At 69.4% G+C, this 13,479-nt stretch carries 15 protein-coding genes; 6 read left to right on the forward strand and 9 right to left on the reverse strand.

Annotated elements, in window-relative coordinates; genetic code table 11:
- Positions 1-5: 5 nt before the first annotated feature.
- The 7 genes from ENE75_RS15615 to surE all read right to left on the reverse strand — a co-directional run bounded on the left by ENE75_RS15615 (position 6) and on the right by surE (position 6,213).
- Positions 6-788 carry an ABC transporter ATP-binding protein gene (locus tag ENE75_RS15615; RefSeq protein ID WP_128199263.1) on the reverse strand — a complete coding sequence of 261 codons (783 nt, stop codon included), beginning with the start codon at positions 786-788 and terminating at the stop codon, positions 6-8.
- Positions 785-1,585, reverse strand: coding sequence for an ABC transporter ATP-binding protein (locus tag ENE75_RS15620; RefSeq protein ID WP_128199264.1), 801 nt, complete (start codon positions 1,583-1,585; stop codon positions 785-787). The genes ENE75_RS15615 and ENE75_RS15620 overlap by 4 nt, the downstream gene beginning before the upstream one ends.
- The gene (locus ENE75_RS15625; protein WP_128199265.1) at positions 1,582-2,658 is read right to left on the reverse strand and encodes a branched-chain amino acid ABC transporter permease; all 1,077 of its coding nucleotides are present in this window, start codon (positions 2,656-2,658) and stop codon (positions 1,582-1,584) included. The genes ENE75_RS15620 and ENE75_RS15625 overlap by 4 nt, the downstream gene beginning before the upstream one ends.
- 7 nt (positions 2,659-2,665) lie before the next feature.
- Positions 2,666-3,541 carry a branched-chain amino acid ABC transporter permease gene (locus tag ENE75_RS15630; protein ID WP_128199266.1) on the reverse strand — a complete coding sequence of 292 codons (876 nt, stop codon included), beginning with the start codon at positions 3,539-3,541 and terminating at the stop codon, positions 2,666-2,668.
- Positions 3,542-3,708: 167 nt separating this feature from the next.
- Complete coding sequence (locus ENE75_RS15635; protein ID WP_128199267.1) at positions 3,709-4,599, reverse strand: peptidoglycan DD-metalloendopeptidase family protein; 891 nt, start codon at positions 4,597-4,599, stop codon at positions 3,709-3,711.
- Positions 4,596-5,399, reverse strand: a complete 804-nt coding sequence (locus tag ENE75_RS15640; protein WP_199232322.1) for a protein-L-isoaspartate(D-aspartate) O-methyltransferase — start codon at positions 5,397-5,399, stop codon at positions 4,596-4,598. The genes ENE75_RS15635 and ENE75_RS15640 overlap by 4 nt, the downstream gene beginning before the upstream one ends.
- A gap of 58 nt (positions 5,400-5,457) precedes the next feature.
- Positions 5,458-6,213: a 5'/3'-nucleotidase SurE gene (gene surE / locus ENE75_RS15645; protein ID WP_128199268.1), complete on the reverse strand. Its 756-nt coding sequence runs from the start codon at positions 6,211-6,213 to the stop codon at positions 5,458-5,460.
- A gap of 211 nt (positions 6,214-6,424) precedes the next feature.
- Here surE and ENE75_RS15650 point away from each other — a divergent pair, with 211 nt between their 5' ends.
- Positions 6,425-7,162, forward strand: coding sequence for a LuxR C-terminal-related transcriptional regulator (locus ENE75_RS15650; protein ID WP_128199269.1), 738 nt, complete (start codon positions 6,425-6,427; stop codon positions 7,160-7,162).
- 22 nt (positions 7,163-7,184) lie between these two features.
- The gene (locus ENE75_RS15655; RefSeq protein ID WP_128199270.1) at positions 7,185-9,404 is read left to right on the forward strand and encodes a sensor histidine kinase; all 2,220 of its coding nucleotides are present in this window, start codon (positions 7,185-7,187) and stop codon (positions 9,402-9,404) included.
- A 48-nt stretch (positions 9,405-9,452) separates the two neighbouring features.
- On the opposite strand, the gene ENE75_RS15660 is transcribed toward ENE75_RS15655, so the two are convergent.
- Entirely contained in the window at positions 9,453-10,091 is a 639-nt protein-coding gene (locus ENE75_RS15660) for a 3-oxoacid CoA-transferase subunit B (RefSeq protein WP_128199271.1), read from the reverse strand.
- Between the two features lies 1 nt (position 10,092).
- On the reverse strand, positions 10,093-10,803 hold the full coding sequence (locus ENE75_RS15665) for a CoA transferase subunit A (RefSeq protein ID WP_128199272.1): 711 nt from the start codon (positions 10,801-10,803) through the stop codon (positions 10,093-10,095).
- Positions 10,804-10,924: 121 nt separating this feature from the next.
- Between ENE75_RS15665 and ENE75_RS15670 the strand changes: the two genes are divergently transcribed.
- Genes ENE75_RS15670 through ENE75_RS15685 form a run of 4 tightly spaced genes read left to right on the forward strand, consistent with a single transcriptional unit; the run spans position 10,925 to position 13,469 of the window.
- Positions 10,925-11,347, forward strand: coding sequence for a PaaI family thioesterase (locus tag ENE75_RS15670; RefSeq protein WP_128199273.1), 423 nt, complete (start codon positions 10,925-10,927; stop codon positions 11,345-11,347).
- Positions 11,348-11,358: 11 nt separating this feature from the next.
- Positions 11,359-11,907 carry a LuxR C-terminal-related transcriptional regulator gene (locus ENE75_RS15675; protein ID WP_128199274.1) on the forward strand — a complete coding sequence of 183 codons (549 nt, stop codon included), beginning with the start codon at positions 11,359-11,361 and terminating at the stop codon, positions 11,905-11,907.
- The gene (locus tag ENE75_RS15680) at positions 11,904-12,794 is read left to right on the forward strand and encodes a DUF3667 domain-containing protein (protein ID WP_128199275.1); all 891 of its coding nucleotides are present in this window, start codon (positions 11,904-11,906) and stop codon (positions 12,792-12,794) included. The genes ENE75_RS15675 and ENE75_RS15680 overlap by 4 nt, the downstream gene beginning before the upstream one ends.
- A gap of 3 nt (positions 12,795-12,797) precedes the next feature.
- On the forward strand, positions 12,798-13,469 hold the full coding sequence (locus tag ENE75_RS15685) for a glutathione S-transferase (RefSeq protein WP_128199276.1): 672 nt from the start codon (positions 12,798-12,800) through the stop codon (positions 13,467-13,469).
- The last annotated feature ends 10 nt before the right edge of the window (positions 13,470-13,479 follow it).

The following is a 13,479-nucleotide window of genomic DNA, read 5'->3' on the forward strand; positions in this document are numbered from 1 at the left end:
TCTCCTCAGCGCCAGGTCTTCTTCTTCTTCCAGCGCCGCTCGCCGCGCACGCCCTCTTCCTTCATGCCGAGGTAGAACTCCTTGACATCCTCCTTCTCGCGCAGCACGGCGCAGCGGTCCTCCATCACGATGCGGCCGTTCTCCAGCACATAGCCGTAGTCGGCCACGTTGAGCGCCATGTTCGCGTTCTGCTCCACCAGCAGGATGGTGGTGCCACGCTCGCGGTTGATGCGCACGACGATCTCGAAGATCTCCTTGGTGAGCTTGGGGCTCAGGCCCAGGCTGGGCTCGTCGAGCAGGATCATCTGCGGCGAGGCCACCAGCGCGCGGGCGATGGCCAGCATCTGCTGCTGGCCACCGGACAGCAGGCCCGCGTCCTGGCGCTCGCGCTCGCGCAGGATCGGGAAGTAGGTCATCGCCGCCTCGATGTCGCGCGCCACGGCGTCGCGATCGCTGCGCGTGTAGGCGCCCATCAGCAGGTTGTCGTGCACCGAGAGCAGCGGGAACACCTCGCGGCCCTCGGGGACGTGGCTCAGGCCACGGCGCACCACGTCGGCCGGGTCCTTCGCGGTGATGTTCTCGCCGCGGAAGTGGATGCTGCCGCGGTTGGGGTCGATGATGCCGGAGATGGTCTTGAGGATGGTGGACTTGCCCGCGCCGTTACTGCCGAGCACGGTGGCGATCTCGCCCTGGCGCACCTTCAGGCTCACGCCCCGGATGGCCTTGATGGGGCCGTAGGCGCTCTCGACGTTGGAGAGGACCAGGATCTCCTCGGCACCCTGGCTCATGCCGGCCTCCGCAACGACGCCACGTCCTCGGCCGTGCCCAGGTAGGCCTCGATCACGCCCGGATGCGCCTGCACCTCGGCCGGCGTGCCCATCGCCAGCACCTGACCCTGGTTCATCGCCAGCACGCGGTCGGACACGCTGGAGACCAGCGACATGTCGTGCTCCACCATCAGCACCGTGATGCCGAACTCGCGCCGGATGTCGTCGATCCAGAACGCCATGTCCTGGGTCTCCTCGACGTTCAGGCCCGACGAGGGCTCGTCCAGCAGCAGCAGCTTCGGCTCCGCGCACAGCGCGCGGGCCAGTTCCACCACCTTGCGCACGCCATAGGGCAGACCGGCGATGAGCGATTCGCGGTGGTGCTGCAGGTCCAGGAAGTCGATCACGCGCTCGACCTTCTCACGGTCGTCGAGGGCCGCTCGGCGTGCCTTCGGCGTGAACAGCAGGTCGTCCAGCAGGTTCGTGCGACGGTGCGTGTGGCGGCCGATCAGCAGGTTCTGCAGCACGCTGGCGTGCTCGAACAGCTCGATGTTCTGGAACGTGCGCGCGATGCCCAGGCTGGCAACGGCATGCGGCGGCTGCGCCGTGAGGTCCATCCCGTCGTACTGGATGCGCCCGCTGGTGGGCGTGTAGATGCGGCTGATGAGGTTGAAGACCGTGGTCTTGCCGGCACCGTTGGGGCCGATCAGCGTGAACACCTCGCCGCGCTTCACGTCGAAGCTGACACGGTCGACCGCCAGCACGCCGCCGAAGCGCACGCTGATGTCCTGGGCCGACAGAAGAAAATCGCCGCTCATTTCAATCGATCCGACTTCTGGAACGATTTCTGCCGCTTGAACATGCCCTTGCGGTAGAACGGGAACACTTGGAAGAAGGTGCGGACCTTCAGCCAGCGGCCATACAGGCCCATGGGTTCGAAGAGCACGAAGGCCACGAGCACGATGCCATAGACCGTGCTCTGAAGACCTGGCGCCTCACCGATGGCAGGAGGGAGCCAGTCCTTGCCCAGCGCGATCAGCTGCGGCATGGTGATCAGGAAGATCGCGCCCAGGAAGGCGCCATGCACCGACCCGAGCCCGCCGATGACCACCATCAGAAGCAGGTCGATCGACTGGATGATGCTGAACTGCTCTGGCGACAGGAATTGGATCTTGTGCGCGTACAGGGCGCCGCCCAGCCCGGCCAGTGCAGCCGAGAGCGCAAAGGACAGCGTCTTGTAGCGCGCCAGATGGATGCCCATGCTCTGCGCAGAGATCTCGGAATCCCGGATGGCCACGAAGGCACGCCCGGTGGGCGAACGCAACAGGTTCAGGATCGCCAGCGTAGACAGCACCGCGATCACCAGGCACAGGAAGTAGAAGCCGGTGCCGGAGTCGATCTGCCAACTGCCGATGGCGGGCGGGTTGACGAACAGGCCGGCATTGCCACCCGTCACGTGCTCCCAGCGCGCGAAGACCTCCTCGACGACGAAGCCGAAGGCCAGCGTGGCAATGCCCAGGTAGATGCCCTTCACACGCAGCGCCGGCATGCCGACGACCACGCCCACCAGCGCCGACAGCAGCCCCGCCGCCGCGAGCGCGATCGGGAACGGCACGCCCATGTTGTTGAGCACCGCCTGCGTGTACGCACCGACGCCGAGGAAGGCAGCGTGTCCGATGGAGAACAGCCCGGTGAAACCGGCCAGCAGCATCAGGCCCAGACCCACCACCGCATAGATCAGCACGAAGGTCAGCTGCGCCAGCCAGTACTCCGGCAGAAGCCACGGCGACAGCGCCAGGAACACGCCGAGCGCGGAGTACCAGAACACATGGCCGCCGTGCTTGGCCAGGCGCACGTCCTGCTCGTAGCTGGTCTTGAAGATGAACCGCATGCGACCCTCAGACCTTCTTGCGCAGCGATTCGCCGAACAGCCCGTTGGGCCTGACCATCAGCATCACGAGCACGACCACGTAGGCGGCGATGTCCTTCACGCCCTCGGGCAGGTAGAAGCCGGCCAGCGACTCGACGATCCCGATGATCAGCCCGCCGACGATGGCGCCCGGCAGGCTGCCGAATCCACCCACCACCGCGGCCGGGAAGGCCTTCAGGCCGATGAAGCCCATGTTGGCGTGCACGAAGGTGATGGGCGCCAGCAGCAGGCCGGCGATGGCCGCCACCGCCGCCGCCAGGCCCCACACCATGCCGTTGAGCCGCTTGACCGGGATGCCCATGTAATACGCCGCCAGCTGGTTCTGCGACGCGGCCTGCATCGCGATACCGATGCGGCTGTAGCGGAACAGCGCGAACAGCGCCCCGCAGAGGATGGCAGTGACCACGATCACCACCACCTGCTCGACGTTGAACACCAGTCCGCCCAGGCGCCAGATCTGGTCCTTGTAGGGCACCGGCAGCACGTGCGTCTCGGTGCCGATGCCGGGGATCATGGTGATGAGGCCACGCGCGATATAGCCGATGCCGATGGTCAGCATCACGATGGAGAACGCCGGCTGGCCCAGGATGGGCCGGATCACGGCGCGCTCGGCCAGCATGCCGAAGGCAGCCATCGCGGCGATGGCGGACAGCACGGCCAACCAGAAGGGCCAGCCGAGGAAGGTCATCAGCGCCAAGCCGCAGAAGGCGCCCAGCATCATCAGGTCGCCCTGGGCGAAGCTGACGGTCTCGGTGGCCTTGTAGATGAGCACGAAGCCCAGTGCGATCAGGCCGTAGATGCAGCCTTGCGCGATGCCGCTGATGATCAGCTGGACCAGTTGCAACCCATCCCCCTGCGCTGCCGAACGGCCCATTGCCGTCCGTGTCGAAGCCAACGCATGCTAGCGGCCGAGGCCCGCTGCATCACTTCAGGGAAACGCTGACGCCTGCGTGACACCGCGGCTCCGGCGTGGAACGCCTCGGCGCGCGATGACCGCGCCGATGGGGCGCGTCAACGCGGCGGCAGAAAGCGTGTGGGGTCCACCGGCTTGCCGAGGCGCCGGATCTCGAAGTGCAGCTGCACGCGCTCCGCATCGCTGGAGCCCATCTCGGCGATCTTCTGGCCACGACGCACCACCTGGTCCTCCTTCACCAGCAAGGCCTGGTTGTGCGCGTAGGCGCTCAGGTAGGTGGCGTTGTGCTTGACGATGACCAGATTGCCGTAGCCACGCAGGCCCGAACCGGCGTAGACAACGCGGCCGTCGGCGGCCGCCAGCACGGGATCTCCGGCTTGGCCGCCGATGGCCACGCCCTTGGTCCGGGCCTCGTCGAAGCCGCGCAGGACCGCACCGGTCGCCGGCCACTGCCAGGCCAGTCCATCCTCGGCGTCCCGGGTGGCCGCCGTCGACGCGGCTGCGGGCGGAGGCGTCGTCGGTGCGGCTGCGGTTGCCGTGCCACCTGCCGCACCGGCTGCGGACGGCAGCGGCTTGGCATCGGCACGTGCCGGTGGTGCCACGGCCTGGGTCACGGCCGCGCCGGGCGCAGGCTCGGGCGGCGCCACCCGCAACACCTGACCCACCTCCAGTGCGTTCGGATTCTCCAGCCCGCTCCAGCGCGCGATGTCGCGCCAGTTCTGTCCGGTCTCCAGGCCGATGCGGATCAGCGTGTCGCCAGGCCTGACCACGTAGGACCCCGCCGCCACGCGCGCGGTCTCGTCCGGCTGCGTGGCCGGTTTCATCGGTTCGGCGACGGCCGGCAAGGACGCCGCAGGCGCAGGCGCCGTGGCCACGACAGGCGGCCGCGAGACGGTGCCCCGCTCCTCGACCGGGGCCCGGTGCCTGGGCGACGTGCAGGCGGCCAGCGTGATCGCTGCGCCCGCCAGGGCGATAGTCAGAGGTCTCATTCCACGCCGGATTTTAAAGGGACGAACAGCACCGTCTCGCAGCGTTGCCGCAGGTAACGTTCACCGTCACGGTCGATCACGACCAGCGCCTGCTGTGCACCCTGGTGCACCGGCGCCACCAGGCGCCCACCGTCGGCCAGTTGCGCCAGCCAGGCCGGCGGCACGTCCTCGCCACCGGCGGCAGCAACGATGGTGTCGTACGGTGCCTGCGGCGCGTGACCGATGCGGCCGTCGCCCCAGACCAGGCGCACGCGAGGGCGCCCTGCATCGTCGGCCAGGTTGGCACGAGCCTTCTCGTGCAAGGGCTGCAGCCGCTCGATCGACACCACGCTGCGCCCCAGCCGGGCGAGCAGCGCGGACTGGTAGCCGCAGCCGGTGCCGATCTCCAGCACCCGGCCCAGCGACCCGCGCTGCCGCGCAGCGGCAGAGGCCAGCGCGAGGGCCAGCATGCGCGCCACGACCGAGGGCTTGGAAATCGTCTGCCCGAGGCCGATGGGCAGGCTCGTGTCCTCGTAGGCCTGGGTGGCCAGGGCGCTGTCGACGTACCGGTGCCGCAGGACATCGCCGAAGGCCGCCAGCACCTGCTCGTCACTGATGCCATCGGCCCGCAAGCGCTGCACCATGCGGGCCCGCACGGCGGCCGAGTCCAGGCCCAGCCCGGTGGGCGTACTGCGCCTCGCGGCTTCGCGCGCCGCATCGGCCAACGGGCGTTGGGGCCGACTCAGTGGCGGCGCCGCCCCAGGGCGGGCAGTCGGCGCCGCCAGCACGGCCGGGAATCGACGTTTCGGCGGCGGGGTCAATCCGCGTCCCCATGCAAGGTCGGCGGTGCAGCCGTGAGCCCTGCGCGGCGGCAGGCCCTCAAGCCCGGCTCCGCGCCAGGCGTGTGGCCCAGACCCCCAGCCGGGCGTGGTCGGTCAGGTCCACCTGCAGCGGCGTGATCGACACCTGCCCCTTCGCCGCGGCATGGAAGTCCGTGCCCTCGCCGGCCTCCCGCGCATCGCCCGCAGGGCCGATCCAGTAGAGCGGGTCGCCACGCGGGCTGTCCTGGCGGATGACCGGCTCGCTAGCGTGACGGCGCCCCAGCCGCGTGACGTGCCGCGGCAGCGCGTCGGCGTCGGGTCGGTTGGGGACGTTGACGTTGAGCAGCCACGGGCCGTCTGGCATGCCGCCACCGAGCAGTTCGTCGATCACCGCACGCGCCGTGCGTGCCGCGGCGTCCAGGTGCTGCCAGCCCTTGTCCACCAGCGAGAACGCGATGGCCGGGATGCCGAACAGGTAGCCCTCCATCGCAGCGGCCACGGTGCCCGAATACAGCGTGTCGTCGCCCATGTTGGCACCGTTGTTGATGCCCGAGAGCACCAGGTCCGGGCGGCGCGGCAGCAGCCCCGTGAGCGCCACGTGCACGCAGTCCGACGGCGTGCCGTTGACCACCCGCCAGCCGGCCGGGTTCTCGAACACCGACAGCGGCCGGGTCAGCGTCAGCGCGTTCGACGTACCGCTGGCGTTCTGCTCCGGCGCCACGACGTCGATCGTGCCCAGGCCTTCACACGCCGCCACCAGGGCGGCAATGCCGGGCGCGAGGTAGCCATCGTCGTTGGCGATCAGGATGTGCATGGCCTCATTGTAGGGATCGCGAATGATCGGCACGCCGAGCCACCCCCAAGGGTGCGAGTCGCGCAGGGCACTGCCTGCGCTAGGATCAATGGCTTTCCAGCCATGGCTCGAGAAGGGCCGGGAATCCGTGCTGCCGCAGCCGTTCGAGGTCGCTGGACGACCCTCGAACAGCCCCGAGAAGTCCGCACGGCAGATTCCTGAGGAGAACACGATGCCGGTGAAAGTGCTGATCCTGGAGGACAACCCCGTCGCGCGCAGCTTCCTGTGCCGCGTCGTGCGCGAGAGCTTCAGCGACGCAAACGCCATCACCGAGGCTGGCGACCTGGAAACCGCGCGCAAACACATCGCGCTGGCCGGTGGCGCCACCGGGCTACATGGTGTGGACCCGTTCAAGCTGATCCTCGTCGACCTGGAACTGCCCGACGGCAACGGCATGGAACTGCTGGCCGAACTGGCGCACTATCCGGCGACCAAGATCGTCACCACGCTCTACTCCGACGACGACCACCTGTTCCCGGCGCTGCAGCGCGGGGCGGACGGCTACCTGCTCAAGGAAGATCGCTTCGAGGTGCTGGTGGAGGAACTGCAGAAGATCGTGCGCGGCCAGCCGCCGCTGTCGCCGGCCATCGCGCGGCGCCTGCTCACCCACTTCCGCGACAGCAGCCTGGGCGATGCCCAGGCGCCCGATTCCGGCCTCATGCGGGCCACCGGCTTCACCACCAGCCGCCCGGTGCCGATGGAGAAGCTGCCCGACCACGAGCGGCTGACCCCGCGCGAGAGCGAGGTGCTCACGTACCTGAGCAAGGGCTTCACGATCAAGGAGATCGCCAGCCTGATGGGCATCAAGTGGTTCACCGTGAACGACCACATCAAGTCCATCTACAAGAAGCTCAACGTGTCCAGCCGGGCCGAGGCGGCCGTGCTGGCCAGCAAGCAGGGCCTGGTGTAGCGGCACAGCGCCGCGTCTCGTGATGGCCGCTGTCGCGCCCGGCGCAGACGACTCGCTGTTCGAGGCCAGCGCCTTCGAGCGCGTCATCGCGCGGCGGCCGTCGCGCTGGATCGGCTGGCGCCGGCGGATCATGATGGGCGTGGCCCTGGCAGCGTGCCTGGGCCTGTTCGTCGTGATCCGACTGCTGGTCCAGGCACCGGCGCTGGACGCCCAGTGGCAGCCGGACCCGCGTGGCAAACCCATGCTGCTGGCCACCGGCGAGCCATTGTTGCAACCCTTCGTAGGCCGCCGTCTCGAGCGCCTGACGGCCAACGGCGCCAGCCTGGTGCCACGGCACATCAACGCACTGGGTGCCCCACGCTGGACCGTGGACGACCAGGAGCGCGCGGCGCTGGTGCAGGCACGGACGGCCCTGAACCGCGTGCTTGCCAGCGGCATCGTCACGCTGCACTTCGACGACGGCAGCCAAGCCAAGGTGCGCACGGTCCCGCGTGGCCATGCCGGGCTGGGGGTGGCCTTCTGGCTGCTGGCCATCCCGGCGCTGGCGCTGCTGCTCATCGGCGCCGTCGTGCTGGTGGCCAAGCCCATGCTGCCCAACGTCCTGTTCGCCCTGATGACCCTGTGCCAGTCGGTGAGCCTGCTGTGGATCGGCGTCGAGTCCGGCAGCACGCTGACGCCGGTGCCGGGCTGGCTCGTCGACGATCTGCCGTGGCGCCTGGGGCTGGATCTGGCCACCGGCGCCGCAGCCGTGCATGCCTTCGCCCTCTACCCGCGCCGCATCGCCGGGCACCACGCCGCTGCCGCGGTGGCCTGGCTGATCGCGGCCGGCACCACGCTGGCCGTCGCCCTGCCCAACCTGACGCACGCGTGGTGGTGGGGCCAGGGGGCGATCCTGGCCCTGGGCCTCGCGGCGCTGGTGGTGCTGACGCGCTCGTACGCCGAGGAGCCCAACCCGTTCGCGATGGTGATGCGCCGCTTCGGCTTCGCCGCGCTGGGCACGATGGTGGTCGTCAATGCGGCCCTGGTCGCTGCCGACTGGCAACCCGGCCTGGCCAGCAGCGTGGCGGCCTCGGCGGTCATCGTCTGGTCGCTGTTCTTCGCGTCGCTGATGGCGCTGGTGCCGTTCCTGTCGCGCGCGCGCCGCCTGCTGCGCGAGTTCGCCATGCTCGCGGGGCTGTCCACCGTGGCCACCTCGCTGGACCTGCTGTTCATCACGCTGTTCTCGCTCGAGCCCTTCGCGTCGCTGACGCTGGCGGTGTTCATCGCGCTGGCAGGCTACGCCGCCGCGCGGCAGTGGATGCTCGACCAGATGGTCGGCAGCCGCGTGATGACCACCGAGCGCACCTTCGAGCAGCTCTACCGCATCGCCCGCGAGGTGCAAAAGGCGCCCGAACGGCGCCCTGCCCTGCTGTCCCAGCTGCTGCGCAGCCTGTTCGATCCGCTGGAGGTGCTGCACGTGCCGCGCGCCGCGCCGCGCTCGCGCGTGCTGGCCGATGGCTCGGCGCTGGTCGTGCCGGTACGCGGCCAGGGCGAACGCGAGCCGCTGTCGCTGGTGCTGCGCTTCTCGCGCCACGGCCGGCGCATCTTCACGCGCGAGGACGCACGCCTGACCGACCGCATCGTCGACCAGTTGCGGCGTGCGGTAGCCTACGATCAGGCGGTCGAACGCGGCCGTACCGAGGAGCGCCAGCGCATCGCCCAGGACCTGCACGACGACATCGGCGCCCGGCTGCTGACGCTGATGTACAAGGCCCAGGACCCGGAGATCGAAGACTACCTGCGTCACACGCTGCAGGACCTGAAGACGCTGACCCGTGGCCTCGCCGCCAGCGACCACCGGCTGTCGCATTCGGTGGCCGAGTGGAAGGCCGACATTCAGCAGCGGCTCACGGCGGCGCACATCGACCTCGACTGGTCGTTCGCCTTCAACGACGACCCGGAACTGGGCGTCGTGCAATGGTCGGCGCTGACACGGGTGCTGCGCGAACTGGTGAGCAACGCCATCTACCACGCGCGCGCCACCCGCATCCAGATCGACGCCGGTCTGACCGCCGGCGTGCTCAGCCTGCGCGTGGCCGACGACGGCATCGGACGCAACCCGCAGGCCTGGTCCCACGGCCTGGGCCTGGGTGGCGTGCGCAAGCGCGTGAAGCTGCTCGGCGGCGAGGTGGCCTGGCGCGAGAACGGCGCCCAGGGCATCGTCTGCGAGGTCCGTATCCCCGACCTGTTCAAGCGCGGGTGACCCCGCGCGCCGTGCACCGCCGGCCGGCGGCGCACTGGCGCGAAGCGATCACTGCAGCGGCACGCCGGTCTTGCTCTGCAGTTCGTCGCGGGTCACGCCCGGCGCCATCTCCACCACCTTCAAGCCGTGTGGCGTCACGTCCAGCACGGCCAGGTCGGTGATGATGCGGTCGACCACGCCCACGCCGGTCAGCGGCAGCGTGCAGGCCGGCAGGATCTTCAGGTCGATCGTGCCGTCCTTCTTCCTGGCCACGTGCTCCATCAGCACGACCACGCTGCGCACGCCGGCCACGAGGTCCATCGCGCCGCCCATGCCCTTGACCATCTTGCCCGGGATCATCCAGTTGGCCAGGTCGCCCTTCTCGCTGACCTGCATCGCGCCGAGGATGCTCAGGTTGATCTTGCCGCCGCGGATCATCGCGAAGCTGTCGTGGCTGCCGAAGATGCTGCTGCCGGGCAGCGTGGTCACCGTCTGCTTGCCGGCGTTGATGAGGTCGGCGTCGACTTCGGCCTCGTCGGGGAACGGGCCGATGCCCATCATGCCGTTCTCGCTCTGCAGCCAGACCTCGATGTCCGCCGGCACGTGGTTGGCCACCAGGGTCGGCAGGCCGATGCCCAGGTTCACGTAGAAGCCGTCCTGCAGTTCCTTGGCCGCGCGCGCGGCCATCTCGTCGTGGGTCCAGGGCATGTCAGACTCCCTTGGGGTTCTGTTTGGTCGTGCGCTTCTCGATGCGCTTCTCGGGCGAGGCATTGAGCACCAGGCGGTGCACGTAGATGCCGGGCAGGTGCACCGCATCCGGGTCGAAGCTGCCGGTCTCGACGATCTCCTCGACCTCCACCACCGCGATCCGCCCGGCCATGATGCAGGCCGGGTTGAAGTTGCGCGCCGTGCGGCGGAAGATCAGGTTGCCGCTCTTGTCGGCCTTCCAGGCCTTGGCCAGCGCCACCTCGGGGTTCAGTGCACGCTCCATCACGTAGGTGTGGCCGTCGAACTCGCGCAGCTCCTTGCCCTCGGCCACCATGGTGCCGACGCCGGTGCGCGTGAAGAAGGCCGGGATGCCGGCGCCGCCCGCGCGCAGCTTCTCGGCGAGCGTGCCCTGGGGCGTGAACTCCAGCTGCAGTTCGCCGGCCAGGAACTGGCGTTCGAACTCCTTGTTCTCGCCGACGTAGCTGCTGATCATCTTGCTGATCTGGCGCGTCTCCAGCAGCTTGCCCAGGCCGAAGCCGTCGACACCCGCGTTGTTGGAGATCACCGTCAGGTCGCGCTTGCCGCTGTCGCGCAGGGCGTCGATGAGCGCTTCGGGGATGCCGCACAGGCCGAAACCGCCGACGGCGATCAACTGGCCGTCGCGCACGATGCCGTCCAGGGCCGCCGCGGCGCTGGGATACAGCTTGTTCATGGGAGGGACCTCCTTCGGGGGTCGGACAAGGGTTGAGCGAGAATGCGAGCGTACTGCGTAACCCCTTACGCAGTCTGTACGTCGAATCGCTTAAATCGAATCACCGAGGAGAGGAGCAGGGATGACGGCTGCGGAACTTGACGTGGCGGCGCTGAACGCCATCCTGGCCGACGTCACGGCCCCGTTCGTCAAGGTGCTGGACCTCAGCGTCACGGCGGCCACGCCGCAGCAGGTGACGCTGCGCATGCCGGTCACCCCCACGGTGGTTCACGCCGGTGGCGTGGTCTGCGGCCAAGCCCTGATGGCGGCGGCCGACACCGCCATGATCCTGGCCGTGGCGGCCAGCCTGGGCGAATTCCGGCCGATGACCACCGTGCAGCTGCAGACCAGCTTCCTCAAGCCGGTGCCGAAGGACTGCCCAGAGGTGCAGGTGGTGTGCACGCTGCTGCGCCGGGGCAGGAGCCTGGCCTTCGGCGAGGTCGCGCTGCGCACACCCGACGGCACGCTGGCAGCGCACGCCACCACCACCTACGCCCTGCTCTGATCCGTACCCGCGTGGCCGAGGACCTCGACTACCGCACCGCCTTCGAGCAGGCGCCCATCGGCCTGGCCCTGTCGCGGGCGCGCCAGATGGTCGACGTCAACCACGAGGCCCTGGCCATGTTCCGCGCGCGGCCCGACCAGCTCGTCGGCCGTTCGTTCGAGGTGCTCTACCCCACCCTCGAGGAGTTTGAGCGCACCGGCGCGCGCATCACCGCCAGCCTCGATGCCAGCGGGCGATACGCCGACGAGCGGGTGATGAAACGCATGGACGGCGAGCTCTTCTGGTGCCACGTCACCGGTCGCGCGCTGAACCCCGCTGATCCGCACGCGGCCGGCATCTGGACCTTCGAGGACCTGTCGGCCCGGCGCGTGCTGAAGGTCGATTTCACGCCGCGCGAGCGCGAGATCGCCGCGCTGCTGGTCGACGGCCTCACCAGCAAGGGCATCGGCAAGCGGCTGGCCATCAGCCCGCGCACCGTGGACGTGTACCGCGCCCGGCTGATGCGCAAGCTCGGCGCCTCCACGACGCCGGAACTCGTCAACAAGCTGCTCAGCGGATGACGCACGACGACGCCCTGCGCACCGAATGCGCCAACTGCGGCGCCGCGCTGGCCATCGACCCGCACCCCCACTTCTGCCCGCTGTGTGGCCAGGAAACGCGCGTGCACCCGCCGAGCTTCGCCGAGTTCGTCCACGAGTTCGTCGGCCACTACGTGGCGCTGGAAGGCGCCCTGTGGCGCACGCTGGGCCTGCTGCTGCTCAAGCCCGGGCGTCTCACGCGCGAGTACCTCGACGGCCGGCGCCGGCGCTACGTGCTTCCGCTGCGGGTGTACCTGAGCGCGAGCTTCCTGTTCTTCCTCGTCGCCAAGTTCCTGGCGGCCACGCCCGCCGGCATGCCAGCGGTGCAGGTGGACGCCGCGCCCGAAGGTCCTGTCGCCTCGGCCCAGGTGGAAGGTGACGGGGGTGCGTTCCAGGCCTGGCTCGAGCGTTGCGCGAGGCCCGACGCCTGCGGCTGGCTGGAGGCGCGTGCGGCCCGCGGACTGCAGCGCATCTCCACCACCGACGGCACACACGCGGTCAGCGCGCGCATGGCCGGCGCCGCCCCCTATGCCGTGTTTCTGATGGTGCCTGTCTTCGCCGGCCTGCTGCGCCTGGCATGGCGCGGCACCGGCCTGACCTACGGGGCCCACTTCGTGATGGCGCTGCACCTGCATGCCTTCGCGTTTCTGGTCCTGCTGGCGGCCGACCTGCTGCCGGCCAGCCTGGACGGCGTGGCCATGCTGCTGATCGGCGCCCACGCCGTCCTGGCGGCACGGTGTGTCTATGGCACCGGTTGGCTCGGCACGCTGGCCCGGGCGCTGATGGTCGGCACCGTGTACGGCCTGCTGCTCGCACTGGGCACGGCAGCGCTGCTGCTGCTCAGCATCTTCCTGGCCTCTGGAGCCTGAACCATGATCACCGTCCACCACCTCGAACATTCCCGCTCGCAGCGCGTGCTCTGGCTGCTGGAGGAACTGGGCCTGGACTACGAGGTCAAGCGCTACGCGCGCGACCCGAAGACCATGCTCGCGCCGCCGGAGCTGGCCGCGGTGCATCCGCTGGGCAAGTCGCCCGTGATCACGGACGGCGACGTGGTGGTGGCCGAGTCCGGCGCCATCGTCGAGTACCTGGTGGACACGCACGGCGGTGGCCGGCTCAAACCACCGGCGGGCACGCCGGCGCACCGCCAGTACGTCTACTGGCTGCATTTCGCGGAAGGCACGGCCATGCCGCCGCTGCTGATGAAGCTGGTGTTCGACAAGGTGCGCAGCGCCAAGATGCCCTTCTTCGCCAGGCCCATCGCGCGCGGCATCGCCGACCAGGTGGAGAAGTCCTTCCTGCGGCCCAACCTGGAGCGCCAGTTCGCCTTCATGGAAGCCGAGCTGAAGGAGCGCGACTGGTTCGCCGGCGGCGACTTCAGCGCCGCCGACGTGCAGATGAGCTTCCCGCTCGAGGCGGCCAGCGCCCGCGGCGGCCTGGACCAGCGCTTCCCGCGGCTGAGGGACTGGCTGGCCCGCATCCACGCCCTCCCAGCCTACCAGCGTGCCCTGGCGCGCGGCGGCCCCTACAAGATCCTGGATTGACGCCGACCCG

Origin of the sequence: Rubrivivax albus, from assembly GCF_004016515.1 — a bacterium.
Taxonomy (GTDB): domain Bacteria; phylum Pseudomonadota; class Gammaproteobacteria; order Burkholderiales; family Burkholderiaceae_C; genus Rubrivivax; species Rubrivivax albus.

Bases quoted from the DNA above. Each gene is read 5' to 3' on its own strand.
- ENE75_RS15615 (WP_128199263.1), bottom strand. From the start codon at position 788: ATGAGCCAGGGTGCCGAGGAGATCCTGGTCCTCTCCAACGTCGAGAGC.
- ENE75_RS15620 (WP_128199264.1), bottom strand. From the start codon at position 1,585: ATGAGCGGCGATTTTCTTCTGTCGGCCCAGGACATCAGCGTGCGCTTC.
- ENE75_RS15625 (WP_128199265.1), bottom strand. From the start codon at position 2,658: ATGCGGTTCATCTTCAAGACCAGCTACGAGCAGGACGTGCGCCTGGCC.
- ENE75_RS15635 (WP_128199267.1), bottom strand. From the start codon at position 4,599: ATGAGACCTCTGACTATCGCCCTGGCGGGCGCAGCGATCACGCTGGCC.
- surE (WP_128199268.1), bottom strand. From the start codon at position 6,213: ATGCACATCCTGATCGCCAACGACGATGGCTACCTCGCGCCCGGCATT.
- ENE75_RS15650 (WP_128199269.1), top strand. From the start codon at position 6,425: ATGCCGGTGAAAGTGCTGATCCTGGAGGACAACCCCGTCGCGCGCAGC.
- ENE75_RS15655 (WP_128199270.1), top strand. From the start codon at position 7,185: ATGGCCGCTGTCGCGCCCGGCGCAGACGACTCGCTGTTCGAGGCCAGC.
- ENE75_RS15660 (WP_128199271.1), bottom strand. From the start codon at position 10,091: ATGCCCTGGACCCACGACGAGATGGCCGCGCGCGCGGCCAAGGAACTG.
- ENE75_RS15665 (WP_128199272.1), bottom strand. From the start codon at position 10,803: ATGAACAAGCTGTATCCCAGCGCCGCGGCGGCCCTGGACGGCATCGTG.
- ENE75_RS15670 (WP_128199273.1), top strand. From the start codon at position 10,925: ATGACGGCTGCGGAACTTGACGTGGCGGCGCTGAACGCCATCCTGGCC.
- ENE75_RS15680 (WP_128199275.1), top strand. From the start codon at position 11,904: ATGACGCACGACGACGCCCTGCGCACCGAATGCGCCAACTGCGGCGCC.
- ENE75_RS15685 (WP_128199276.1), top strand. From the start codon at position 12,798: ATGATCACCGTCCACCACCTCGAACATTCCCGCTCGCAGCGCGTGCTC.